The sequence below is a fragment of the Spiroplasma endosymbiont of Villa modesta genome (assembly GCF_964030925.1).
In the GTDB taxonomy this organism is placed as follows: Bacteria; Bacillota_I; Bacilli_A; order Mycoplasmatales; family VBWQ01; genus Spiroplasma_E.
In genome coordinates this window covers 1,765,046-1,786,466 of record NZ_OZ034992.1, presented here as the reverse complement: position 1 = coordinate 1,786,466, position 21,421 = coordinate 1,765,046, and the positions used below count along the sequence as shown (strand labels likewise).

Here is a 21,421-nt window from a genome sequence, read left to right as displayed (position 1 = left end):
AGTTAATGACTTTACTTTTACATAACTTGGATAGATGGTTGATTTGAATCTGGATGATCTATCGGTTCGCTTTCATTTATTAAGTTTGCATTAAATGGTTGAAAATTAAATTGTTTTATTAATTTTTTAAAACTATAATTTTGTGCTTGTTGATTAGCAAATCTTTCTATTCCTTTTATACTATTGGTTGCTATTTCTTTTGCAATTGAAATTTTTGTTCAAAATCAATCAAAATAAGAAAAAGAAAAAGAAGTAAGAGTATTTTCAAGAATTACTGTCAATAGTGTTAGTGGAAGTGCTTTTTTAATATTTTCTAAATTTATTTCTTTTTCTTCGCCATAAAGACCAGTTAATATATTTTTAAAAATTGATACAAAAAGAAGCATACTAACAGTACTACCATATTTAATAATTTTTGAAAAGTTTTGATTTTTTAAATTTTGTCATAATTTTTCAATGCAAGGTTGAGCAATTTTATCAAAAATTAATTCTTCAATTAAAATACTAGTAAAAAAGATACTTATTCTTTCTATAAAAGAGATGAAGTTGAAATTTTCTTCACTAACATGTAAATATAAAAATTGATCTCAAATACTAATACCACCAATTACTAAAGAAAAGGATAAGTATTTTCATTTATTTTTTAAAGAAATAAGTTTGTAATTTAAATAAGATAAATTCATTACTATAACACCACTAATACCACTCATTAATACATCTCAAAAATTATGATAAAGATTTTCAGGTAACTTTTCTTTATGAAAATAATTTTTAGCTTCAAATAATAATACTGATCCGAAAGCAAAATTTAAAAAAATTGTATTAGGTAAAAACATATATTTTGAACTTAAAAATTTTTTAAAAAAATTAGGTTTTTCTTTATTTATTGGTAAAAAAGTAGTTAAATCCAAGTCATTTAAATTATTATTGTATTCTCTTTCTTCTTCATTATTGTATATTTTATATTTTGTTTCAATTTTTTTATTTTCATTTAAATTTGATAATTCTAAAATAACTGCACCATCATTTAATATAATTTCTTTCATTAAATATAATTGATTATTAATATTTGCTATTTTTTCATTTAAAACATCACCTGTTATAAATTTCGTATTATATTCTCAATTACCATTAATATCTAATCTTTTTTGTGTTTTTCCACCATAACGATCATCAGTATCCCTTCAATCATTGCTAAAATTAACAATAGTATTTACTGAATCACCATCAAATAATAAATTGTTTAAATTATTATTTTCTCTTCCATTTGTTATTTGATCATCATCTAAAGTTATAATACTTTCAGTACTAGATGAATCATTATGATTTATTGATATATGTGAATTATTAATTCCATTATAATTAATATGTGCACTTGTTTCTAATAAAGGTAATTTTTCTGTATTAATCATCTTTTCATCCCTTTCAAAATAAAAAACCATTTACTTTGAAATGAAAGTAAATGGATTAAAAAACTTATATTAATTTTTATATTTATTATAAAGAAATAAAACGTATTTCACAATATATTTTTATCTAGTATTTTAAATAAAGTTTATTTAATTTATTTTTTATTAATAAGACATATTCCGTAATTAAATTTTTTAAAAGTCAATTAATAATTTTAAAATTTATTTTATAATTTTGTTATTAACAATAAATTTAGAAAAGTGTTGATAAAAATGATTTTTGAAAATTTAAAAAAATTAAAAAATGAAGAATTTTACAGATATTTTGGTATAAAACGTTTTCATTTTAATGAAATGTTAGAAAAATTAATTGAAATAGAAAAATTAGAAAAAAATAAAGGTCGAAAAAATAAACTTTCAGTAGTAGAAAGATTAATGATGACTTTATTATACTGAAAAGAATATTATACTTTTTTTCAAATGAGTATTAAATCTAAAATGAGCCCATCAAGTTGTTTTCGAAATATTACTTGAGTAGAAAATAAACTTAGTAACCACAAAGATTACCAATTTTTAAAAGAAAGATATAAATTAAAAATTGATAAAAAACAAGAAAATTCAAATGAATTTCAATTTTATTTAATTGATTCAACTGAGATTGAAATTGAAAGACCAACTAAAAAAAACTACAGTTAGAATATTTTTCTGGTAAAAGTTGAATGTATTCTATAAAATTTCAAATTGTATATGTTTTTTTTAATAAAAAAATTGTTGATATTTTTGCTGATAATGGTAAAGTGCATGATTTTCAAATATTAAAAAATTCAAATCTTGAATTTTCAGAAAAAACAATAATTATTGGTGATTTAGGATATCAAGGTATACAAAATATTTATAAAAATACAATAATACCAATTAAAAGAACTAAAAATAAAAAATTAACTAAACAAGAAAGAAAATACAATAAGATTGTATCTAAAATTAGAATTAAAGTTGAACATGTCTTTGCTTGATTGAAAAGATTCAAAATTTTAGTAAATAAATGTAGAAAATCTAAATTTAGACTTATGTACTTAAGATTTAACTTACTTTGTGAAATTTTTAATAAAATAAAACCATTAAAATAAAAAAAATATTAAAAATATTTTTTAAAAATTTAAATTTTTATCGAGTTAATATAAAAATATTATTAACAATTTTTTGTTTAAAATGTAAACTCATTTTTTAAACTATTTTTTCAAAAAATATTTATTTCTATATTCAATAACACTAAATAGTTTTAAAACAATTTTATTGACAATTAATTAAATTTAATTACGGAATATGTCCAAAATATAATTGAATATAAACTAAAAAGCAAAAAATATGGAAGAAGCTAATAAAGCCTTTGCTCACTATAAATGATAATAAAGGAGAGAGAAAATGGCAGAAAAATCAGAAAAAAAGTTTTAGACAAAGTAGTTTAAATATTAAAAATAATTTAATTATTAGATTCTTTAATATCATTAAACAATTATCACTGTGAATTCAATTATCATCATAGGCAGTTTGATTTGCTTCTATTTTAATAAAAAACAATTCTGGGTACCCAGAATTGTTTTTAAAGAAAAATTAAAAGTTATTAACGATCATCACCATTATTAATAGTACCTTTAACAATAACATAATCACATTTTGTTAATGCAGATAAATCTTTACCACCAGCATAAGAAATAGCAGATTGTAAATCTTCTTCCATTTCTTTATAAGTATCAGCAATTGAACCTTTATATGGAACAAGTATTTTTTTACCTTCAATATTTTTTGCTTCCGCTTTGTTAAAAATACTTGCTGAGCCAAAATATTCTTTGTAAGATTGACCATTTATTGTAACAATTTTGCCAGGTGATTCATCATAACCCGCTAAAATACTTCCTGCCATAATCATACTGGCACCAAAAGCTATTGCTTTAGCAATATCACCATTACATCTAATACCACCATCTGCAATTAATGGTTTAGTGGTGCTATTGGCAACATCTTGTAAAGCATTTAATTGTCAACCACCTGTACCAAATCCAGTTTTTAGTTTAGTAATACAAGCTTTTCCTGGACCAACACCAAATTTAATTGCATCAGCGCCTCATTTTTCTAAATCTTTAACAGCGGTTTTTGTCATAACGTTACCAGCAATAATAAAAGGTTTAGTATTTGTTTTAGCAAAAGTAGTTTTTATAAATTTAATCATTTCTTCCATAGCATTACTATGACCATGAGCAATATCAATAGTAATAAATTCCGGAATTAGATTCAGTTTGATTAATTGTTCAAGTAACTCTTTATCCTCTTTTTTAACACCAATGCTAATTGAAGCATATAACTTTTGTTCATGCATACTTTTAATAAATTTAATTTGATCGATATTAAAACGGTGCATTACATAAAAGTAATTATTTTTAGCCAATCAAATACATAATTCTTGGTTAATGACAGCACTCATATTTGCTGGAATAATTGGAATTTTAAAAGTAAAACCATTTAGTTTAACACTGGTATCACATTCTTTTCGTGATTTAACTATTCCTTTATTTGCAATTAGATTTATATCTTCAAAATCAAATTTCACATTCATTTTTTATTTATTCTCCTTAGTCTTTACTAATTGTAATAGTCAAAATATGTACATATTATTTTATAACGTTTTAAATAAAATGCTAAAGGACTAAAACACCATTAGTATTATATATTATTTTTTTGCAATTTAATTATCTTTATTATTAATTAAGTCTGATAATTGATTAATCATTTTCTTTAAATTAGTAATTAATGGGTTATAAACATCAATTTGTGTTAAATCAACACCCGCATCTTTTAAAATATCTAATGGATATTTGCTGCCACCGGCTTTTAAAAAGTTAAGTAAATTTTCTTTTTTGCCGTTTTTAACATCTTCATAAAGTTTATAAGAAACGGTAATTGAAGTAGCATATTTATAAACATAATAAGGTGAGTGGAAAAAATGAAGAATTCGTGGTCATGAGTATCCTTTTGCTTTTTCTTCGTATTTATCTAATGCTTTTTGTCCATATTTATTAGCTGTATTTTCAAATAAATCAGCCAAAATATCGGCGTTTAATGGCACTTCTTTTTCTACTAATTTATGTGCTTCTCATTCAAATTCAGCAAATTGAATTTGACGAAAAAAAGTACCAATTACAGTTTCAATATGAGTTTGTAGTAAGTAAATGCGTTCTTGATTATTTGACGCTTTATTATATAAATAATCAAAGGCTAGATGTTCATTAACTGTTGAAGCAACTTCAGCTAAAATAATTGGATAGTCAGCATTTGGATATTTTTGATATTTTTCTGAAAATAGGGTGTGAACAGAATGACCTAATTCATGAGCTAGTGTATTAAGTGAATTAATAGTATCATCTCAATTCATTAAAATAATGGGTTCTACGCCATTACCACCCGTTGAATAAGCACCAGTTCGTTTATTTATGTCTTCATAATAGTCAATTCTACCTGGTAATAATGCTAAGTTTAATTGCTCTAAATATTCATCACCTAAGATACTTAAAATTTCTTTGACTGAATTAATACCTTCTTCAACACTGAATTTTTTGGTTGGTATTGTTGTCATTTTTAAACTAGTATCGGTACTATAAAATTTTTTAAATTTAAAAAATTTACGTTTTAAATTATAAAATTCTTCTACTAAAATAGCGTGTTTCTGTCCTGTTTTTATTAAATTTTCATATAGTATTAATGGTACATCATCACTTAATAAACTATATTCTAAAGTAGTTAAATGTTTTTTACTATCTTTTTCTTTATCGTTGTTACGAATTTTTATTTCTTCAACAGCTACTTCTAAAATGCTTTCATAAACTTGTGCTAATGAATGTTTTTTATTTTTAATATCTTCATAAAATTTTTTTGAAATATCAATTCTTAATTGTTGATCTTTTACTGGATTACTATTTTCTAAAATATCTAAATATAAAGTTTGTGTTAATTCTTGTTCTTTATTTTGATAATTAAACATTGTTTTTTGTTTATCAGCATAAACCAAACTATCATATAAACCACCAGCAGCACTTCTTGATTTGCTAACTTTGCTTAGTAAAGTTTCATCGTGCTCACTTAAAATAAATTTTTCAAATTTAAAGAAAACTTCCATATCATGTTTATATATCATTAATGAGGGGTCATTATTAATTCAGTTTTTAATAGTTTGTAAACCAATAGTTTTGATTTCTGGTTCAATTCATGCTAACTTTTCCGATAACTTACTTTGTTGAGTCGCAAATAAACTAGATAATTGTTGCAATTCTAAGTTAGTTTGATCTAAATCTCCATAATGTAAATATTGCACAACTTTAGACCCTAACATTGATATTTCTTTGCTAATTGCTAAATATTTTTTAAAGTTATCAATATTATTTAATTTTCCTTTAAAAGTTAAAAGTTGATTGGCAAATTTATCAAACTCAGGTAAAGCTTTTTTTCAAGAGTCATTATTAATAAATAAATGATTAAAATCTCAGCAGTACTTTTTTTTATCTTTTTCATTTAATTCAGAACGCTTCATAGTTTTTGCTCCATTCTATGGTAATATTACAATACAATAATAATACAATAATATTGTTTAACTTATCTATTTTTGTTGTAATTTTCGAAAATATTAATTCAGATATATTGTAATTATTTTAATATTACCATTTAGGAGTGAAAATATGGATAAAAATATTCTACTTAATGTTAGTAGTAAACTTGAATTAAAATTAAAATTAACAGCGGTATTTGCTGATAAAGTTCCTCATGAATTGATTGCTAAAGAAAAAAATAAATTAACATTAATTTCTGAAGATAAAACTTATTACCTATATTTAGGTGATAGTAAGGGCTTAACTCGTAATGATGTTTATAATTTTTTTGTAAATTTTAGTAGTAATAATAGTCAAGATTTGGATATTGATGTCAAATCTTTTGTTACGAGTAATTTAGATGAAAGTATACTTTTACAAACTATATATGAAGCATTATGATTCGGTACTTTTAAAGAATATACTTTAAAAAGTAAAAACAATGAAGAAAAAAAAGTTAAATATAATGTTGTTTCAACAGCAAAATTCCCTAACTATACTTCACAACAACAAATCGAAATTCAAGGAGAAAGTATTAATTTAGCACGTAATTTGCAAGATATGCCACCTAATTTGTTATATCCCGAAGTTTTTGCAAAAAAAATTCAAGATGCAGCAAAAGGTATTAAAAATTTATCAGTAAAGGTTTTAGGGCAAAAAGAAATAACAGAACTAAATATGAATTTATTATTAGCAGTTAATGCTGGAAGTAATTTTGATGCTCGTGTTGTTGTTTTAGAATATAAAGGTGATCCACAGCATGCCGATGATATTTTAGGATTAGTTGGTAAAGGAATTACTTTTGATAGTGGTGGTTATTCACTAAAACCTTCTTCAGCAATGAAAGGTATGAAATTTGATATGTCGGGTGCAGCTAGTGTATGTAATGCTGCCATTGCTGCTGCTAAATTACAATTAAAAATAAACTTTGTTGCTGTTGCTTGTTTAACAGAAAATAAGATTGGTAGTCATGCTACTTTAGTAGAAACAGTCTTTACTTCAATGAATGGTAAAACTGTAGAAATTAATAATACCGATGCCGAAGGAAGGTTGGTATTAGCAGATGGTATGACATATGCTTTACGTAAAGGAAAAGCAAATCGTATTATTGAATTATCAACTTTAACTGGTGCAATGCTAGTTGCATTAGGTAGTTATATGACTGGTGCTTTTTCTACTGATGATAAATTATTTAATGATTTTGATTTATCATCACAACAAACTAATGAAGAAATTTGAAGAATGCCAATTCATCAACAAAATATTTTAAATATGCGTTCATCTAAAATAGCTGATTTAAGTAATCTTTCTAAAGATCCATATGGTGGTTCATCAAATGCTGCTGCATTTTTAAAAGAATTTAGTGAAGATAAACCATTTTTACATTTAGATATTGCGGGAACTGCTTATAAAAATGATCGTGGTATGGGTGTATTAATTAAAACATTAGTTCAATATATGAAAAATTATAGTACAAGTAAATAAAGTTATAAAAAAGTTATTTAACAATATTTTTAGTTAATTGGTATTGAAATAATATTTGATTCTATTTTTTGTAGTGTTTTTAATAATGGTGGTAGTTGAGAATTATTAATTTTATTAATATTTAATCGATTACTTGTATCAATAGTATCATTTAATTTAATATTTATTTTTTCTAAGATTTTAATATTTTTATCAAATTTTTCATAATAATTTTTGACTAATTTTTCTAAATTTTCTTCAGTAATATTTGAATTTAATTGGAAAATTGAATTGTTTGAGTAAATAGACTGATAATATTTTTTAGGAAAATTACATATATAACTTAATGCTTGACAAGTATATGTATTTTTAAATTTTTCTCAACAAAAATCAGTAATATTAAGTTTAAATGAAAAACCAATTTGGGCTATTATTGCAACTATTATATTTTCTTTAGTTATTAGTAGTTTTAAATCTTTTATAAGACATATTCCGTAATTAAATTTTTTAAAAGTCAATTAATAATTTTAAAATTTATTTTATAATTTTGTTATTAACAATAAATTTAGAAAAGTGTTGATAAAAATGATTTTTGAAAATTTAAAAAAATTAAAAAATGAAGAATTTTACAGATATTTTGGTATAAAACGTTTTCATTTTAATGAAATGTTAGAAAAATTAATTGAAATAGAAAAATTAGAAAAAAATAAAGGTCGAAAAAATAAACTTTCAGTAGAAGAAAGATTAATGATGACTTTATTATACTGAAAAGAATATTATACTTTTTTTCAAATGAGTATTAAATCTAAAATGAGCCCATCAAGTTGTTTTCGAAATATTACTTGAGTAGAAAATAAACTTAGTAACCACAAAGATTACCAATTTTTAAAAGAAAGATATAAATTAAAAATTGATAAAAAACAAGAAAATTCAAATGAATTTCAATTTTATTTAATTGATTCAACTGAGGCCACTTAGCCCTTTTTACTAGACCATTAATTTAAAAAACCTGAATGTATTCTAAAAACAATTGTGTTATATAATTAACACTAATTTTAACCTGAAAGGATTTTTATTAATGGATAAAATTAAACAAATAGCATTAGTAATTAACAAATTAAATATCAAAGAAAAAATTAAAATTATTGATGATTGTAAAAATCAATATTCAATTAGAAACCTATGTCAATATCTTCAATTAAACAGATCAACATATTACTTTTTAAAAAATAAACAAAAACCTATTAAAAAAGAAGAAAATCATATTATTAAATGCAATCATAAATATCAAAAAATATGCCAACTTTTAATCGAATTTCATTCTACAAGAAAAGGCAGAATTTATGGATATTTAAGAATTTTTTCAGCTTTTAAAGAGTGATTAAAACAAGAAAAAAATATCATTTTAAATATAGAATTATCAATAAAACAAATGCGAAAAATTATGAAAGAACACAATATTCAAGGATTAAAACAAACTAAAAATAACTATCCTAAAAACAAAAAAAATCCAAATAAGTGAATACCTACAATGGATAAAGTAAACAAAGATTATAAAAGTACAACCTCTTCAAATCAAATTTGATCAATGGACACTAAACAAATAAATACTAAAGAAGGATGATTATATCTTTTTGTAATTATTGATTTTTATTCAAATAATGTTGTTAGTTATAATATTGCTCCTAATAAATCATATCAGGATTTAATTCTTCCTGCTCTTGAAAAAATCAACAAACAATTTTCTTGAAATCAAGTAAAAAATGTTATTTTACATTCAGATAACGCCAACGAATTTTATTGTCAGGATATCACAAAATGAGCAGAGGATAAACAAATAATTTTAAGCAAAAAACAACCTTATGATATTGGTGGTAATGTATTATCTGAAAACTGATTTTCTCATTTATCTCAAGAATGACTACCTAAAGGATCAAATCAATATTTATCCATCAATGAAGCTATAAATGATGTAAATCAATATGTTATGTTTTATAATTATGAAAGAATACATTCTAAATTTCTAAAACCACCAATTTTACAAATTAAAATTTAGAATTTTATATCAAAAATGGTCCAGTAATTAAGGGCCAACCACCAAGTGCATGATTTTCAAATATTAAAAAATTCAAATCTTGAATTTTCAGAAAAAACAATAATTATTGGTGATTTAGGATATCAAGGTATACAAAATATTTATAAAAATACAATAATACCAATTAAAAGAACTAAAAATAAAAAATTAACTAAACAAGAAAGAAAATACAATAAGATTGTATCTAAAATTAGAATTAAAGTTGAACATGTCTTTGCTTGATTGAAAAGATTCAAAATTTTAGTAAATAAATGTAGAAAATCTAAATTTAGACTTATGTACTTAAGATTTAACTTACTTTGTGAAATTTTTAATAAAATAAAACCATTAAAATAAAAAAAATATTAAAAATATTTTTTTAAAATTTAAATTTTTATCGAGTTAATATAAAAATATTATTAACAATTTTTTGTTTAAAATGTAAACTCATTTTTTAAACTATTTTTTCAAAAAATGTTTATTTCTATATTCAATAACACTAAATAGTTTTAAAACAATTTTATTGACAATTAATTAAATTTAATTACGGAATATGTCCTAAGAAAATAATAAAAAAATAACGGTATTTTATTATTTTTTTAATAAAAATCTTTATTTTTTACAACTAAATTAATAGTTAAAAGATTATGAACAAAAAACCCATTATTTTTTTTGTTTTTTTGTATTTTGCTATTCCCTTTTACCATTACACTATGTTATACTTACAAGGCGTGATTGTTATGTATAAATTCTGATACACTGATATCAGTTGTCATTATATCACATGTTTTGTTCTTTATTTTATTAAAAATCGTTCTAAGGAGGATATAGCCAATGGCAATCATAGGAGACAAAGTAAAAATTCGTTTAGAAAGTTATGATCACTCAGCTATTGACCAAATAGCACAGAAAATTAAAGATGTGTTAAAAAAAGAAGGTGCTGAAGTGGTAGGGCCAATCCCATTACCAACTCATAAAGAAATTTTCACTATTCTTCGTTCACCGCATAAACATAAAGATTCACGTGAACAATTTGAAAAGAGAACTCACAAAAGAATTATTGTTGCTCAATTATCACCAAAATCTTTAAATGCTCTAAGTGGACTTACTATCCCTAATAGTGTTAGTATCTCTTTGATAATCGAATCTAAAGATGAAAAAAAATCAACTTTAAATCAAGTATCAAAAAAGATTAATAAAAAAAATTATTAAAATCGATAAATATTAATTATTTACAACATATTCCAAGGAGGAAATTATGAAAGGAATCTTAGGTAAGAAACTAGGAATGTCACAAGTTTTCTTAAACAACGGACAACTAGTTCCAGTAACAATTATCGAAGTACAACCAAATGTAGTAAGTCAAGTTAAAACAAATGTAAAAGACAAATATAGTAGTTTACAACTTGCAACGTTCGATCTTCGCGTTACTTTATCAAACAAACCAACAATCGGACACTTTAAAAAAGCCGACAGTCAACCTAAGCGCTTCGTGAAAGAAATTCGTAACATGAACGGATTTAATCATAAAGATCTTATTAATGTTGCTGACGTATTCACAGCAGGTGAATTCGTTGATGTCCAAGGAACTTCTAAAGGTAAAGGATTTACAGGACGTATTAAACGTCATAATCAATCACGTGGTCCAATGGGTCATGGATCAGGTTTACATCGTCAAATGGGTTCAACAGGTTCTATTAATGCTAACCGTGTGTTTAAATCACAACCAATGCCAGGGCAAATGGGAAATGTTAAACGTAGTGTTGCTAACTTAGAAGTTATTAAAGTAGATAAAAAAAATAATTATCTTTTAGTAAAAGGTTCAGTTCCAGGACCAAAACAAGGCTTTCTTGTTATTAAACAAGCAGTTAAAAAACCAATTCTCAAAACCCCAGTATCATTAGTTGTTAGAAATCAAAATACTACAACCGAAGTTACTGATGGTCAATAAAGTTAATTATGGAGGATAGCAAAATGAAAATTAATGTTGTTAACAACGCTGGAACAAAAGTTAGCGAATTAACTTTAAACGAAAAAATTTGAGGAATTGAACCCCACAAGCAAGCGCAGTTTGATAGTTTATTAAGTTATAATGCTACAAAACGTCAAGGAACACACGCTGTTAAAAGTCGTGCTGAAGTTGCTGGCGGTGGTAGAAAACCATGAAAACAAAAAGGAACAGGGAATGCGCGTCAAGGCTCAATTCGTTCACCACAATGAAAAGGTGGGGGGATTGTTTTTGGACCAAATACTGATCGTAATTATTTAATTGGATTACCAAAAAAAGTAAGAAGATTGGCAATAAAATCAGCATTGGCTGCCAAATTCCAAAATAAAAACATAGTTGTAATTGATGAATTAAACTTTGAAAAACCTTCAACTAAAATTATGTTAGAAACTTTAAAAGTTTTAGAATTAGCAAACAATAAAACACTAATTGTTTCAGGAATAAGCAATAAAGAAACAGTTATTAAATCAGGTCGTAATTTACCTAGAACAACAACAATCGCTGCTAATAGTATTAATATTTACGATTTATTAAATGCTAAAAAAGTATTGTTTACTACTGAGGCAATTAAAATCGTTGAGGAGGCTTTAATTTAATATGCATTTAAGTGAAGTTATAGTAAAACCAGTATTAACTGAGAAAACTTATAAACAAATGGCTGAAGGTATCTATACATTTACTGTTAACCGTAAAGCTAATAAAAGTCACGTTAAAAAAGCCTTTGAACAGATTTTTGAAGTTAAAGTAGCAGACGTTAATATTATTAATAGTAAACCAAAAACTAAAACTGTTGGTAGATTTGTTGGAAAAACATCGGCAGTAAAAAAAGCTCTTATTAAATTAGCTCCTGGTGAACAATTAAGTTTGTTTAGTTCTGAAGAACAAAGCTAATGAGATTGGAAGGAGAAAAAAACAATGGCAATTAGAAAAATTAATCCCACTACTGCAGGAAGACGTAATATGACCGTTCTGGATTACAAACAGAACTTAACTATTGGTAATAGCCCTGAAAAATCTTTATTAGTAAATTTAGTTAAACAAGCTGGTAGAAATAATCAAGGTAAAATTACAGTAAGACATCAAGGTAATGGTCATAAGGTTAAATACCGTATTATTGATTTTAAACGTAACAAAGACAATGTAGTTGGAACAGTTAAAACAATTGAATACGATCCAAATCGTAATGCTAACATTTGTCTTATTTCTTATCTTGATGGTGAAAAGCGTTATATCTTAGCACCAAAAGGAATCAAAGTAGGAGATAAGTTATTAAGTGGTGAAAACAGTGATACTGTTAAAATTGATATTACTGTTGGTAACTGTTTACCATTATCACAGATTCCACAAGGAACAGTTGTTCATAATGTTGAATTAAAACCAGGTAAAGGTGGACAAATGGCACGGAGTGCTGGTGGTAGTGTTCAAATTCTTGGTCGTGATGAAACAGCTAAGTATACATTATTAAAATTAACATCAGGTGAAGTTAGAAAAGTATTAAGTAATTGTCGAGCTACAATTGGTACAGTTGGAAATGATGATCATAACTTAGTAAACATTGGTAAAGCGGGAAGAAATCGTTGAAAAGGAATTAGACCTACTGTTCGTGGTAGTGTTATGAATCCAAATGATCACCCACATGGTGGAGGAGAAGGTAAAGCTCCAATCGGAAGAAAAGCTCCAGTAACACCATGAGGTAAAAAAGCATTAGGTTTAAAAACTCGTGATAGTAAAAAAGCATCAAATAAATTAATTGTACGAAGAAGAAATGCAACAAAGTAGGAGGAAAGTAATATATGTCAAGATCTTTAAAAAAAGGACCCTTTGCTGATAGTCATTTATTAAACAAAGTGGAAACTCAAAATAAAAATAAATCAAAAAAAATTATTCAAACTTGATCTCGTCGTTCAACAATTTTCCCACAATTTGTTGGACATACATTCGGTGTACATAATGGCAAAACACATTTACCTGTATATGTAACAGAAGATATGGTTGGTCATAAATTAGGAGAATTCGCACCCACACGTAAGTTTGGTGGTCACGGTTCTGACAAGAAAAAGCGTTAGGAGATAGAAATTATGGAAGCAAAAGCTCATTTAGATAAATTACGCATTAGTCCAAGAAAAGTGCGTTTAGTAGCCGATTTAGTTCGTGATAATGCTGTTGCCAAAGCTCTAGTAATTCTAGCTCATGAAAAAAAACGCGCAGCACAGCCAATTATAAAATTAATTAATTCAGCAGTTGCTAATGCTGCTAATAACTATGGAATGGAAGCCAACAAATTACGTATTAAGGAAATATTTGTAAATGAAGGTCCAACTATGAAAAGATTTATGCCCCGTGCTCATGGTAGAGCATATCAAATCTTAAAAAGAACAAGCAAAATCACTATCGTGGTTAGCGATAATTAGGAGGTAAATAAGTAATATGGGTCACAAAGTTAGTCCAAATGGATTAAGATATGGTATCAATAAAGATTGACAATCACGTTGATATGCAACTAGTAACGAAGATTTAGCAAAATGAATTTTAGAAGACCACAAAATTAGAAAAGCACTATTTGCACATTTAAAAACTTCTGGTGTTTCTAAAATTGAAATTGAAAGAACTAAATCACAAATTACCTTATTTATCCACTGTGTTCGTGTTGGTTCAGTTTTAGGGCAAGGCGGTTCAAACATTGAAGTATTAACAACACTAGTTCGTAAAACAATTAAAAATCGTAAAATAGGTATTAGAATTAATGTTGTTGAAATTAAAAATCCTGATATTGATGCGCAAACAATTGCTAATACATTAGCACAACAAATAAGCAATCGTATGTCACATCGTACAACACAAAAATTAGCAATTCGTAAAGCACTTCGTGCTGGAGCAAAGGGAATTAAAACTCGTGTTTCAGGAAGACTTGGTGAAGCGGATATGGCACGTGTTGAAGGTTATTCAGAAAGTAGTGTTCCTTTAGCAACATTACGTAGTAATATTGATTATGCTACTGCTGAGGCAAAAACAACTTTTGGTCAAATTGGTATTAAAGTTTGAGTATATAAAGGTGAAATTTTATCAGGAACTGACTCAACTCAACCTGAAATTATTTCAAAATATAATCAAAGAAATAATAACAATCGCCGAAATAATTACTCACAACAACCACGTAAGGAGGTAAAGTAAGATGGCTATACCTAAGAGATATAAACACTCTTGCGTCCACCGTTTAAGTTATGAAGGAACTGCAAAAGGTTGTAAAACAGTTGCTTTTGGAACTTACGGACTTCGTGCTGAAGAAGGTTCTTACATTACTGAAAGACAAATTGAAGCAGCCAGAGTAGCAATGACACGTTACATGAAACGTGGTGGAAAAGTTTGAATTAGAATCTTTCCACATTTACCAATTACTAGAAAACCAGCGGAAGTACGTATGGGATCAGGAAAAGGTTCAATTGATCATTGAGTTTCAGTAGTAAAAGCAAAAACAGTTATGTTTGAAGTATCATATCCTAATGAAGCAACAGCACGTGAAGCATTGCGTCTTGCAATGCACAAGTTGCCAATCAAATGTAAAATTGTTACTAGAGAAATAAAACCAACAGAAGAAGTAAAGGTTGCTAAAAATTTAACAACAGAATTGGGTGAAGCAAATGGAAATGCAAGTAATTAAAAATAAATCAACTTTAGAATTACAACAACATGAAGAAACTCTTCGTGCGCAATTGTTTGCTTTACGAATTCAAAGTTCGTTAGGTAAACTAGAAACTCCGCATATGATAAATAATCTTCGTAAGGATATTGCTCGTATTAAAACTGAATTAACTATCAGAATTAATAATGGTGAAAAAATCAAACCATTACATATTAATAAAATGGTATTACCAGAAGAAAATAAAGAAAGCAAAAAAACTAAAAAAGTTGCTAAAGTTGATGATAAAAAAGATATTAAAGTTAAAACAATAACTAAATCAGAAGTTATTAAAAAATCAGATAAAATTGCTAAAAAAGAAGTTACTGAAAAAACAACTAAAGCAAAATCATCAAACAAAGAAGTTAAAAAAGTTACTACTACTAAAGTAGAAAAACCATCTAAAAAACCTACAGTTAAGAAAACTGTGACACCAGCTAAGGAGGACAAAGAATAATGACAAATATTATTCCAAGCAAACAACGTAAAACTTTTGTTGGAATTGTAAGTTCTGACAAAAATGATAAAACAATTACTGTTGTTGTTGAAACTTCAAAACGACATCCAATGTACCATAAAAGTTTTAAGTCAACTAAAAAGTATCATGCCCATGATGAAACTAACCAAGCTAAAATTGGTGACAAGGTTGAAATCATTTCAACTCGTCCACTTTCAGCTCTAAAACGCTTCCGTTTGTTAAAGATTATTGAATCTAAAACAAATAAAAAAGCTTAATTAACCAGGAGGATAAGAAAGATGTTACAAAATCTATCGTGAGCCAATGTGGCTGACAACACTGGTATTAAAGAAGTTATGGTTATTAGAGTTTTGGGTGGTAGTACTAAAAAATTTGCTAAAATCGGTGATATTGTTGTTTGTTCAGCAAAATCAGTAACACCTAATAGTGCAATGAAAAAAGGACAAGTTGTTAAAGCAGTTGTCGTACGTAGTAAATTTGGTGTAAAACGTAATGATGGTTCTTGTGTAAAATTTGATGATAATGCAGTAGTAATTATTAAAGAAGATAAAACGCCACGTGGTACTAGAGTATTTGGTGTCTTGGCTCGTGAAGTTAAAGAGCGTGGTTATAATAAAATTGCTTCTTTAGCAGAAGAAATTGTTTAGGAGGATGAAATAAATGGCAAGCAAAAAGAAACCAGTTATTAGTCTTGATACTAAATTAAAAAGAGGCGACCAAATTAAAATCATTGCAGGAAAGCATAAAGGTCATACCGGACCAATTATCCAAGTACTTCGTGAAAAAAATCGTGTTATTATTGAAGGTATTACTGCTAAGAAAAATAAAAAACCTACCCAAAATGATCAAGAAGGTGGAATTGTGGAAGTAAAAACTAGTGTTCACATTTCTAATGTAATGATCCTTGATGGTAAAAAAGATAAAAAAGTAACAAAAATTGGGTACAAAATTGATAAAGATGGCAAAAAAATTCGTATTGCACGAAGATCTGAAACAGAATTACGATAATAAAGGAGTAACAGCATAAAAATGAATCGTTTACAAGAAAAATATAATAAAACTATTATTCCCCAATTGCAAAAAGAATTAAATTTTACATCAATAATGCAAGTACCCAAAATTGAAAAAGTTGTTATTAATATTGGCGTTGGAGATGCAAGTAGTAATCCAAAAGCCATTGATAAATCAGTATCTGAATTATCAAAAATTACTGGTCAAAAACCAATTATCACTAAAGCAAAAAAATCAATTGCCGGCTTTAAATTAAGAGCAGGAATGCCAATTGGTTGTAAAGTTACATTACGTGGCGAAAAAATGTATGATTTCCTTGATAAATTTATCTCAATTTCTTTACCAAGAATTCGTGATTTTCAAGGTTTATCAGCTAAAGCATTTGATCAAAATGGTAATTACACTGTTGGTATTAAAGAACAAATTATTTTCCCTGAAATTAATTATGAAGAAGTAGATAAAGTTCGTGGTATGGAAATCTCAATTATTACCACAACATCAAATAATGCAACAGCATTATTGTTATTAAAAAAAATAGGATTACCGTTTAAAAAACAAGGAAAGCAGGTGGCATAAGATGGCAAAAACTTCATTAAAAGTAAGACAAGCCCGTAAATCAAAGTTTAGTACGCAAGCATATACACGCTGTCAAAAGTGTGGCCGTCCTCATGCGGTTATTCGTAAATTTATGTTATGCCGTATTTGTTTTCGCGGTTTAGTATACCAAGGACAAATTCCTGGTATTAGAAAAGCATCATGATAGGAGGTATATAATTATGATGACAGATCCAATAAGTAATATTTTAACAGTTATTCGTAATGCTATTAGCGCTGCGGATAGCAGTAAACATCGAGTAGTTAGTGTACCTTCTTCAAAACAACTAGTTAAGATAGCTGATATCTTGCAAAAAAATGGTTATATTGAAAAATATCGTGTTACTAAAGAAAATCCTAGCAAACCTAAATTAGAACTTTTATTAGTTCATACTGGTAAAAGTCCAATTCTTGGTTTAAAAAGAATATCTAAACCAGGATTAAGAATGTATGCAAAATGTGAAGACTTACCAAGTGTGTTAAATGGTTATGGAATTGCAATCATTTCTACATCAAAAGGTATTATGACAAATAAACAAGCAAAAAAACTTGGTCTTGGTGGCGAAGTTCTTGCTTATGTATGATAAGGAGGAAACTATATGTCACGTATTGGTAACCGTATCCTTACCATTCCAGTAAATACTTCAATAACGCTAGATGCAAGTAACTTGTTAACTGTTACAGGAGCAAAAGGTTCTTTAAAAAAACTATTACCAAATGTTATTAAAATTAACGTTGATGAAGAGAAAAAAACAATTACTACAACAAGACCTGATGATAACAAAAAAAATAAACAACTTCACGGAACAACTAATTCATTAATTAATGGAATGTTAGTTGGTGTATCAACAGGTTTCATGAAAGAATTAGAAATAAATGGTGTTGGATATCGTGCTGCTGTTCAAGCTAATATCTTAAATTTAACATTAGGATATTCTCATCCTATTAAGTTTGAAATTCCGCAAGGAATTACCATTGTTGCTCCTAAACCAACAGTATTACAAATTAGTGGTATTGATAAACAATTAATTGGAGAAGTTGCAGCCAAAATTCGTAAATTCCGTAAACCAGAACCATATAAAGGTAAAGGAATTAAATATAAAAATGAACACATTCGTCGTAAGGAAGGAAAAGCTGCTGGTAAAGGTAAATAATCTTATACTGGCACTTAAGGAGAATAGAAAATGATTAATAAACAACAAGCTCGTAAAGTTCGTCATTATCGTATTCGTAGTAAAATTATGGGTACTAGTGAAAGACCACGCTTAAATATCTTTAAATCTAATAATAGTTTTTATGCTCAAATTATTGACGATACTGCTTCAAATACAATTATTGGTGTATCAACATTAACATTTAAAGATTTAGCATCAAAAAGCAATATAGATGCTGCTACTAAACTTGGAGAAACAATTGCTAATTTAGCTATTAAGAAAAAAATTAAAAAAGTGGTTTTTGATCGTGGTGGATATTTATATCATGGTAAAGTGAAAGCATTCGCAGAAGCGGCGCGTAGTGCTGGATTAGAATTCTAAAAAAGGAGAATTAAAAGTATGAGTTTAGAAAATAAAAAAACAATTATTGATGATAAAGAAAATACTGAAGTTCAAAAATCAGTAGCAAAACCTTCTGTTAAAGCAGAAGTAAAAAATCCTGCTGGTAATGAAAATAAAATTAGACATACTAATTCATCACAACCAAGAAATAGCCACGATAAAAAAGAAAATAAAGTTCGTGAACCACGTAAAAATTTTGAACGTAAACCAAAAACTCCAAGTGAATTTATTGAAAAAGTGATTTGAATCAGAAAAATTAACAAAGTAACAACTGGGGGAAGAAGATTGCGTTTCTCTGCTGCTGTTGCTATTGGTAATGGTAAAGGAGTAGTTGGTTTTGGTATATCTAAAGCCAATGAAGTTCCTGATGCAATTAAAAAGGCAATTGAAGCTGCTCACAAAAATTTAACAACAATTACGATAACTAAAAACAATAATTCTATTGTTCATGAAGTTAAAGGTAAATATTGTGGAAGTGAAATTTTATTAAAACCAGCTAAAGAAGGAATCGGAATTAAAGCTGGTGGATCTGCTCGTGATATTTTAGAATTAGCTGGTATTCATAATATTTATTCAAAAGCATTTAGATCTAGAAATAAAATTAATTTAGCTAGAGCAACAATTGCAGGTCTTGGCAATGTTAAACCAGCAGAATATTTTATAAAAAATAAAAATCTTACTACTAAGCGTAGTAATGGTTAGAGGTGGATTATGGAAACAACATTACATAACTTAAAACCAACACCAGGTTCTCGTAAAGACATTAAACGTTTAGGTAGAGGAACTTCATCTGGAAATGGTAAAACGGCTGGTAAAGGGACAAAAGGACAAAATGCCCGTACCGGTGGTGGAACAAGACCCGGATTTGAAGGAGGACAAACACCACTGTACCGTCGTATTTCAAAACGAGGGTTTACTAACTTTACTACAACCAATTATAGTATTATTAACTTAGAACAAATTGATTTAATTAAAGAGCATGAAATAACACCTGAACTTTTATTTCAATTAAAATTGATTAGAAGTAAAAAAGATGGTATTAAAGTTCTTGGTAAAGGTAAATTAACAACACCAAAAACAATTAAAGCTCATAAATTTTCAAAATCAGCAATTACTGCTATTGAACAAGCCGGAGGAAAAGCGCAGGTGATCTAAGTGTTTACAACAACCCGTGAATTAATAAAAAAGTATAAAGAAGTTATAATTAGAATTTTATTTACCATTTTTATTTTATTTATCTTTCGTGTTGGAGCATTTATTACAGTTCCAGGAGTAACTTTGAATGAAGATTTAAGTAGCAGTAATAGTAGTGGTATTGAATTCTTTAATTTAATTTCAATGTTAGGTGGTGGTGCTATTAGCAGATTTTCTGTTTTTGCACTTGGAGTCTCACCTTACATTACTGCATCAATTATTGTGCAGTTATTATCAACTGATGTTGTTCCTACTTTAACAAGATGGGCTAAATCAGGCGAAAAAGGTAAGAAAAAATTAGAGTTAATGAATCGAGTATTAACTGTTCCCTTTGCTATTATGCAAGGTTTTGCCACTATCTTTGGCTTACAATCTCAACATATTATTAGTGTTGATTGAAGTTCGGGATCGGGAGCAGCCGGACCAGAAGTTTTCTATTATGTATTAATTCCGGCTATTTTACTAGCAGGGACAATGTTATCATTATGAATGGCTGATCAGATTACTAATCGTGGTATTGGTAATGGAATTTCACTAATTATTTTTGGTGGAATTGCTGCTAATTTACCATTTAACTTAGCTTCAACTTTTAAGTATTGAGTAGGACCAGATACTAATAATGGTGTTATTTTTCAAGGGGCTTTAAAATTTGCTCTTTATTTTGCAGCCTTCCTACTGATTATTCTTGTTGTTGTATTCTTTAGTGAATCAGAGCGACACTTACCAATTCAACAAACTGGTAGTGGTTTAACTTTAAAGGGTGATAAAAGTTCTTATTTACCTTTAAAAGTTAACTCAGCCGGAGTAATTCCTGTTATTTTTTCTTCGGCACTAATTACTGCTCCAATGACAGTGGCACAAATTGTTGATCAAAATAGTGGTTTTGCTAATTTTGCTAGAAATTATTTATCTTTACAGTCGTGGCCGGGAATTAGTATTTTTGCTATAATGACGATTATGTTTACTTTCTTATATGCACAAGTGCAAATTAATCCCGAACAAATGGCTAAGAATTTTCAAAAATCAGGAACTTATATTCCTGGCGTTCAGTCAGGAAAGGAAACAGAAATTTATATTAAAAGAATGTTAAATCGTTTAAGTACGATTGGTTCCTTTTTCTTAACTGCTGTTGCAGTAACTCCATTTTTGATTTCTAAATTTACTAATCTACCTTCTTCATTAGCAGTTGGTGGAACTGGATTAATAATTATGATTGGAGTAGCATTAGATACAACAAAACAAATTAAGGGACGAATTACTCAACATTCATTCTTAAATTATAAGGACAACAAAGATGTTAAAGAACACTTATGGTCTTAGGGG

At 27.2% G+C, this 21,421-nt stretch carries 30 protein-coding genes and 1 pseudogene; 27 read left to right on the top strand and 4 right to left on the bottom strand.

All coding sequences use genetic code 4. The features are described 5' to 3' along the window. Window positions 1-17: 17 nt before the first annotated feature. On the bottom strand, window positions 18-1,412 hold the full coding sequence (locus AAHM89_RS11480; RefSeq protein ID WP_342266409.1) for a hypothetical protein: 1,395 nt from the start codon (window positions 1,410-1,412) through the stop codon (window positions 18-20). Window positions 1,413-1,682: 270 nt separating this feature from the next. On the opposite strand from AAHM89_RS11480, the gene AAHM89_RS11475 reads away from it, so the two are divergent. Continuing rightward, window positions 1,683-2,105, top strand: a complete 423-nt coding sequence (locus AAHM89_RS11475; protein WP_342266408.1) for a transposase family protein — start codon at window positions 1,683-1,685, stop codon at window positions 2,103-2,105. 23 nt (window positions 2,106-2,128) lie between these two features. Continuing rightward, on the top strand, window positions 2,129-2,536 hold the full coding sequence (locus tag AAHM89_RS11470; protein ID WP_342266407.1) for a transposase family protein: 408 nt from the start codon (window positions 2,129-2,131) through the stop codon (window positions 2,534-2,536). 494 nt (window positions 2,537-3,030) lie between these two features. Here AAHM89_RS11470 and AAHM89_RS11465 read toward each other — a convergent pair whose 3' ends face one another. Both AAHM89_RS11465 and pepF read right to left on the bottom strand, forming a co-directional pair. Then, window positions 3,031-4,020, bottom strand: a complete 990-nt coding sequence (locus AAHM89_RS11465) for a GMP reductase (RefSeq protein WP_342266406.1) — start codon at window positions 4,018-4,020, stop codon at window positions 3,031-3,033. A gap of 129 nt (window positions 4,021-4,149) precedes the next feature. Continuing rightward, window positions 4,150-5,988: an oligoendopeptidase F gene (gene pepF / locus AAHM89_RS11460; protein WP_342266405.1), complete on the bottom strand. Its 1,839-nt coding sequence runs from the start codon at window positions 5,986-5,988 to the stop codon at window positions 4,150-4,152. A 145-nt stretch (window positions 5,989-6,133) separates the two neighbouring features. Here pepF and AAHM89_RS11455 point away from each other — a divergent pair, with 145 nt between their 5' ends. Continuing rightward, a complete protein-coding gene (locus tag AAHM89_RS11455) occupies window positions 6,134-7,528 on the top strand; it encodes a peptidase M17 (RefSeq protein WP_342266404.1) in 1,395 nt (464 codons plus the stop codon). 29 nt (window positions 7,529-7,557) lie between these two features. On the opposite strand, the gene AAHM89_RS11450 is transcribed toward AAHM89_RS11455, so the two are convergent. After that, window positions 7,558-8,025, bottom strand: a complete 468-nt coding sequence (locus tag AAHM89_RS11450) for a hypothetical protein (protein ID WP_342266403.1) — start codon at window positions 8,023-8,025, stop codon at window positions 7,558-7,560. A gap of 67 nt (window positions 8,026-8,092) precedes the next feature. Between AAHM89_RS11450 and AAHM89_RS11445 the strand changes: the two genes are divergently transcribed. From AAHM89_RS11445 to secY, 24 genes and pseudogenes are all read left to right on the top strand, one after another. After that, entirely contained in the window at window positions 8,093-8,485 is a 393-nt protein-coding gene (locus AAHM89_RS11445) for a transposase family protein (protein WP_342266402.1), read from the top strand. 100 nt (window positions 8,486-8,585) lie between these two features. Continuing rightward, window positions 8,586-9,563 (top strand): IS3 family transposase, encoded by a 978-nt coding sequence (locus tag AAHM89_RS11440; protein ID WP_342265776.1) that lies wholly within the window; start codon window positions 8,586-8,588, stop codon window positions 9,561-9,563. Window positions 9,564-9,608: 45 nt separating this feature from the next. Continuing rightward, window positions 9,609-9,938, top strand: a complete 330-nt coding sequence (locus AAHM89_RS11435) for a transposase family protein (RefSeq protein ID WP_342266401.1) — start codon at window positions 9,609-9,611, stop codon at window positions 9,936-9,938. Between the two features lie 483 nt (window positions 9,939-10,421). Further along, a pseudogene (rpsJ, locus tag AAHM89_RS11430) lies at window positions 10,422-10,724 on the top strand (30S ribosomal protein S10); the annotation flags it as partial. Between the two features lie 115 nt (window positions 10,725-10,839). Next, window positions 10,840-11,532: a 50S ribosomal protein L3 gene (rplC, locus tag AAHM89_RS11425; RefSeq protein WP_342266400.1), complete on the top strand. Its 693-nt coding sequence runs from the start codon at window positions 10,840-10,842 to the stop codon at window positions 11,530-11,532. 23 nt (window positions 11,533-11,555) lie between these two features. After that, window positions 11,556-12,185, top strand: coding sequence for a 50S ribosomal protein L4 (gene rplD, locus AAHM89_RS11420; protein WP_281748516.1), 630 nt, complete (start codon window positions 11,556-11,558; stop codon window positions 12,183-12,185). Window position 12,186: 1 nt separating this feature from the next. Next, window positions 12,187-12,480, top strand: a complete 294-nt coding sequence (gene rplW, locus AAHM89_RS11415; protein WP_252319250.1) for a 50S ribosomal protein L23 — start codon at window positions 12,187-12,189, stop codon at window positions 12,478-12,480. 24 nt (window positions 12,481-12,504) lie between these two features. After that, the gene (gene rplB, locus AAHM89_RS11410) at window positions 12,505-13,368 is read left to right on the top strand and encodes a 50S ribosomal protein L2 (RefSeq protein WP_252319248.1); all 864 of its coding nucleotides are present in this window, start codon (window positions 12,505-12,507) and stop codon (window positions 13,366-13,368) included. Window positions 13,369-13,382: 14 nt separating this feature from the next. After that, complete coding sequence (gene rpsS, locus AAHM89_RS11405) at window positions 13,383-13,655, top strand: 30S ribosomal protein S19 (protein WP_174480930.1); 273 nt, start codon at window positions 13,383-13,385, stop codon at window positions 13,653-13,655. Window positions 13,656-13,667: 12 nt separating this feature from the next. After that, the gene (gene rplV / locus AAHM89_RS11400) at window positions 13,668-14,000 is read left to right on the top strand and encodes a 50S ribosomal protein L22 (RefSeq protein WP_174480929.1); all 333 of its coding nucleotides are present in this window, start codon (window positions 13,668-13,670) and stop codon (window positions 13,998-14,000) included. Between the two features lie 16 nt (window positions 14,001-14,016). Next, window positions 14,017-14,760: a 30S ribosomal protein S3 gene (rpsC, locus tag AAHM89_RS11395; protein WP_252319246.1), complete on the top strand. Its 744-nt coding sequence runs from the start codon at window positions 14,017-14,019 to the stop codon at window positions 14,758-14,760. A gap of 1 nt (window position 14,761) precedes the next feature. Continuing rightward, window positions 14,762-15,247, top strand: a complete 486-nt coding sequence (rplP, locus tag AAHM89_RS11390) for a 50S ribosomal protein L16 (RefSeq protein ID WP_281748520.1) — start codon at window positions 14,762-14,764, stop codon at window positions 15,245-15,247. Next, window positions 15,228-15,722, top strand: coding sequence for a 50S ribosomal protein L29 (gene rpmC / locus AAHM89_RS11385; protein ID WP_342266399.1), 495 nt, complete (start codon window positions 15,228-15,230; stop codon window positions 15,720-15,722). Before rplP ends, rpmC begins: the two co-directional genes overlap by 20 nt. Further along, the gene (rpsQ, locus tag AAHM89_RS11380) at window positions 15,722-16,000 is read left to right on the top strand and encodes a 30S ribosomal protein S17 (RefSeq protein WP_174480925.1); all 279 of its coding nucleotides are present in this window, start codon (window positions 15,722-15,724) and stop codon (window positions 15,998-16,000) included. The genes rpmC and rpsQ overlap by 1 nt, the downstream gene beginning before the upstream one ends. A 21-nt stretch (window positions 16,001-16,021) precedes the next feature. Beyond that, complete coding sequence (gene rplN / locus AAHM89_RS11375) at window positions 16,022-16,390, top strand: 50S ribosomal protein L14 (protein WP_174480924.1); 369 nt, start codon at window positions 16,022-16,024, stop codon at window positions 16,388-16,390. A gap of 13 nt (window positions 16,391-16,403) precedes the next feature. Then, on the top strand, window positions 16,404-16,751 hold the full coding sequence (gene rplX / locus AAHM89_RS11370) for a 50S ribosomal protein L24 (protein ID WP_252319242.1): 348 nt from the start codon (window positions 16,404-16,406) through the stop codon (window positions 16,749-16,751). 21 nt (window positions 16,752-16,772) lie between these two features. Then, window positions 16,773-17,330, top strand: coding sequence for a 50S ribosomal protein L5 (gene rplE, locus AAHM89_RS11365; RefSeq protein ID WP_338958174.1), 558 nt, complete (start codon window positions 16,773-16,775; stop codon window positions 17,328-17,330). 1 nt (window position 17,331) lies between these two features. After that, window positions 17,332-17,517: a type Z 30S ribosomal protein S14 gene (locus AAHM89_RS11360; RefSeq protein ID WP_174480921.1), complete on the top strand. Its 186-nt coding sequence runs from the start codon at window positions 17,332-17,334 to the stop codon at window positions 17,515-17,517. Window positions 17,518-17,530: 13 nt separating this feature from the next. After that, on the top strand, window positions 17,531-17,935 hold the full coding sequence (gene rpsH / locus AAHM89_RS11355) for a 30S ribosomal protein S8 (protein ID WP_174480920.1): 405 nt from the start codon (window positions 17,531-17,533) through the stop codon (window positions 17,933-17,935). 12 nt (window positions 17,936-17,947) lie between these two features. Then, complete coding sequence (gene rplF / locus AAHM89_RS11350) at window positions 17,948-18,502, top strand: 50S ribosomal protein L6 (protein WP_252319239.1); 555 nt, start codon at window positions 17,948-17,950, stop codon at window positions 18,500-18,502. 30 nt (window positions 18,503-18,532) lie between these two features. After that, a complete protein-coding gene (rplR, locus tag AAHM89_RS11345) occupies window positions 18,533-18,883 on the top strand; it encodes a 50S ribosomal protein L18 (RefSeq protein ID WP_174480918.1) in 351 nt (116 codons plus the stop codon). 18 nt (window positions 18,884-18,901) lie between these two features. Then, window positions 18,902-19,606: a 30S ribosomal protein S5 gene (gene rpsE, locus AAHM89_RS11340; protein WP_338988156.1), complete on the top strand. Its 705-nt coding sequence runs from the start codon at window positions 18,902-18,904 to the stop codon at window positions 19,604-19,606. 9 nt (window positions 19,607-19,615) lie between these two features. Continuing rightward, window positions 19,616-20,059: a 50S ribosomal protein L15 gene (gene rplO, locus AAHM89_RS11335; RefSeq protein WP_342266398.1), complete on the top strand. Its 444-nt coding sequence runs from the start codon at window positions 19,616-19,618 to the stop codon at window positions 20,057-20,059. Next, the gene (secY, locus tag AAHM89_RS11330) at window positions 20,060-21,418 is read left to right on the top strand and encodes a preprotein translocase subunit SecY (RefSeq protein ID WP_342266397.1); all 1,359 of its coding nucleotides are present in this window, start codon (window positions 20,060-20,062) and stop codon (window positions 21,416-21,418) included. It abuts the gene before it with no gap. The last annotated feature ends 3 nt before the right edge of the window (window positions 21,419-21,421 follow it).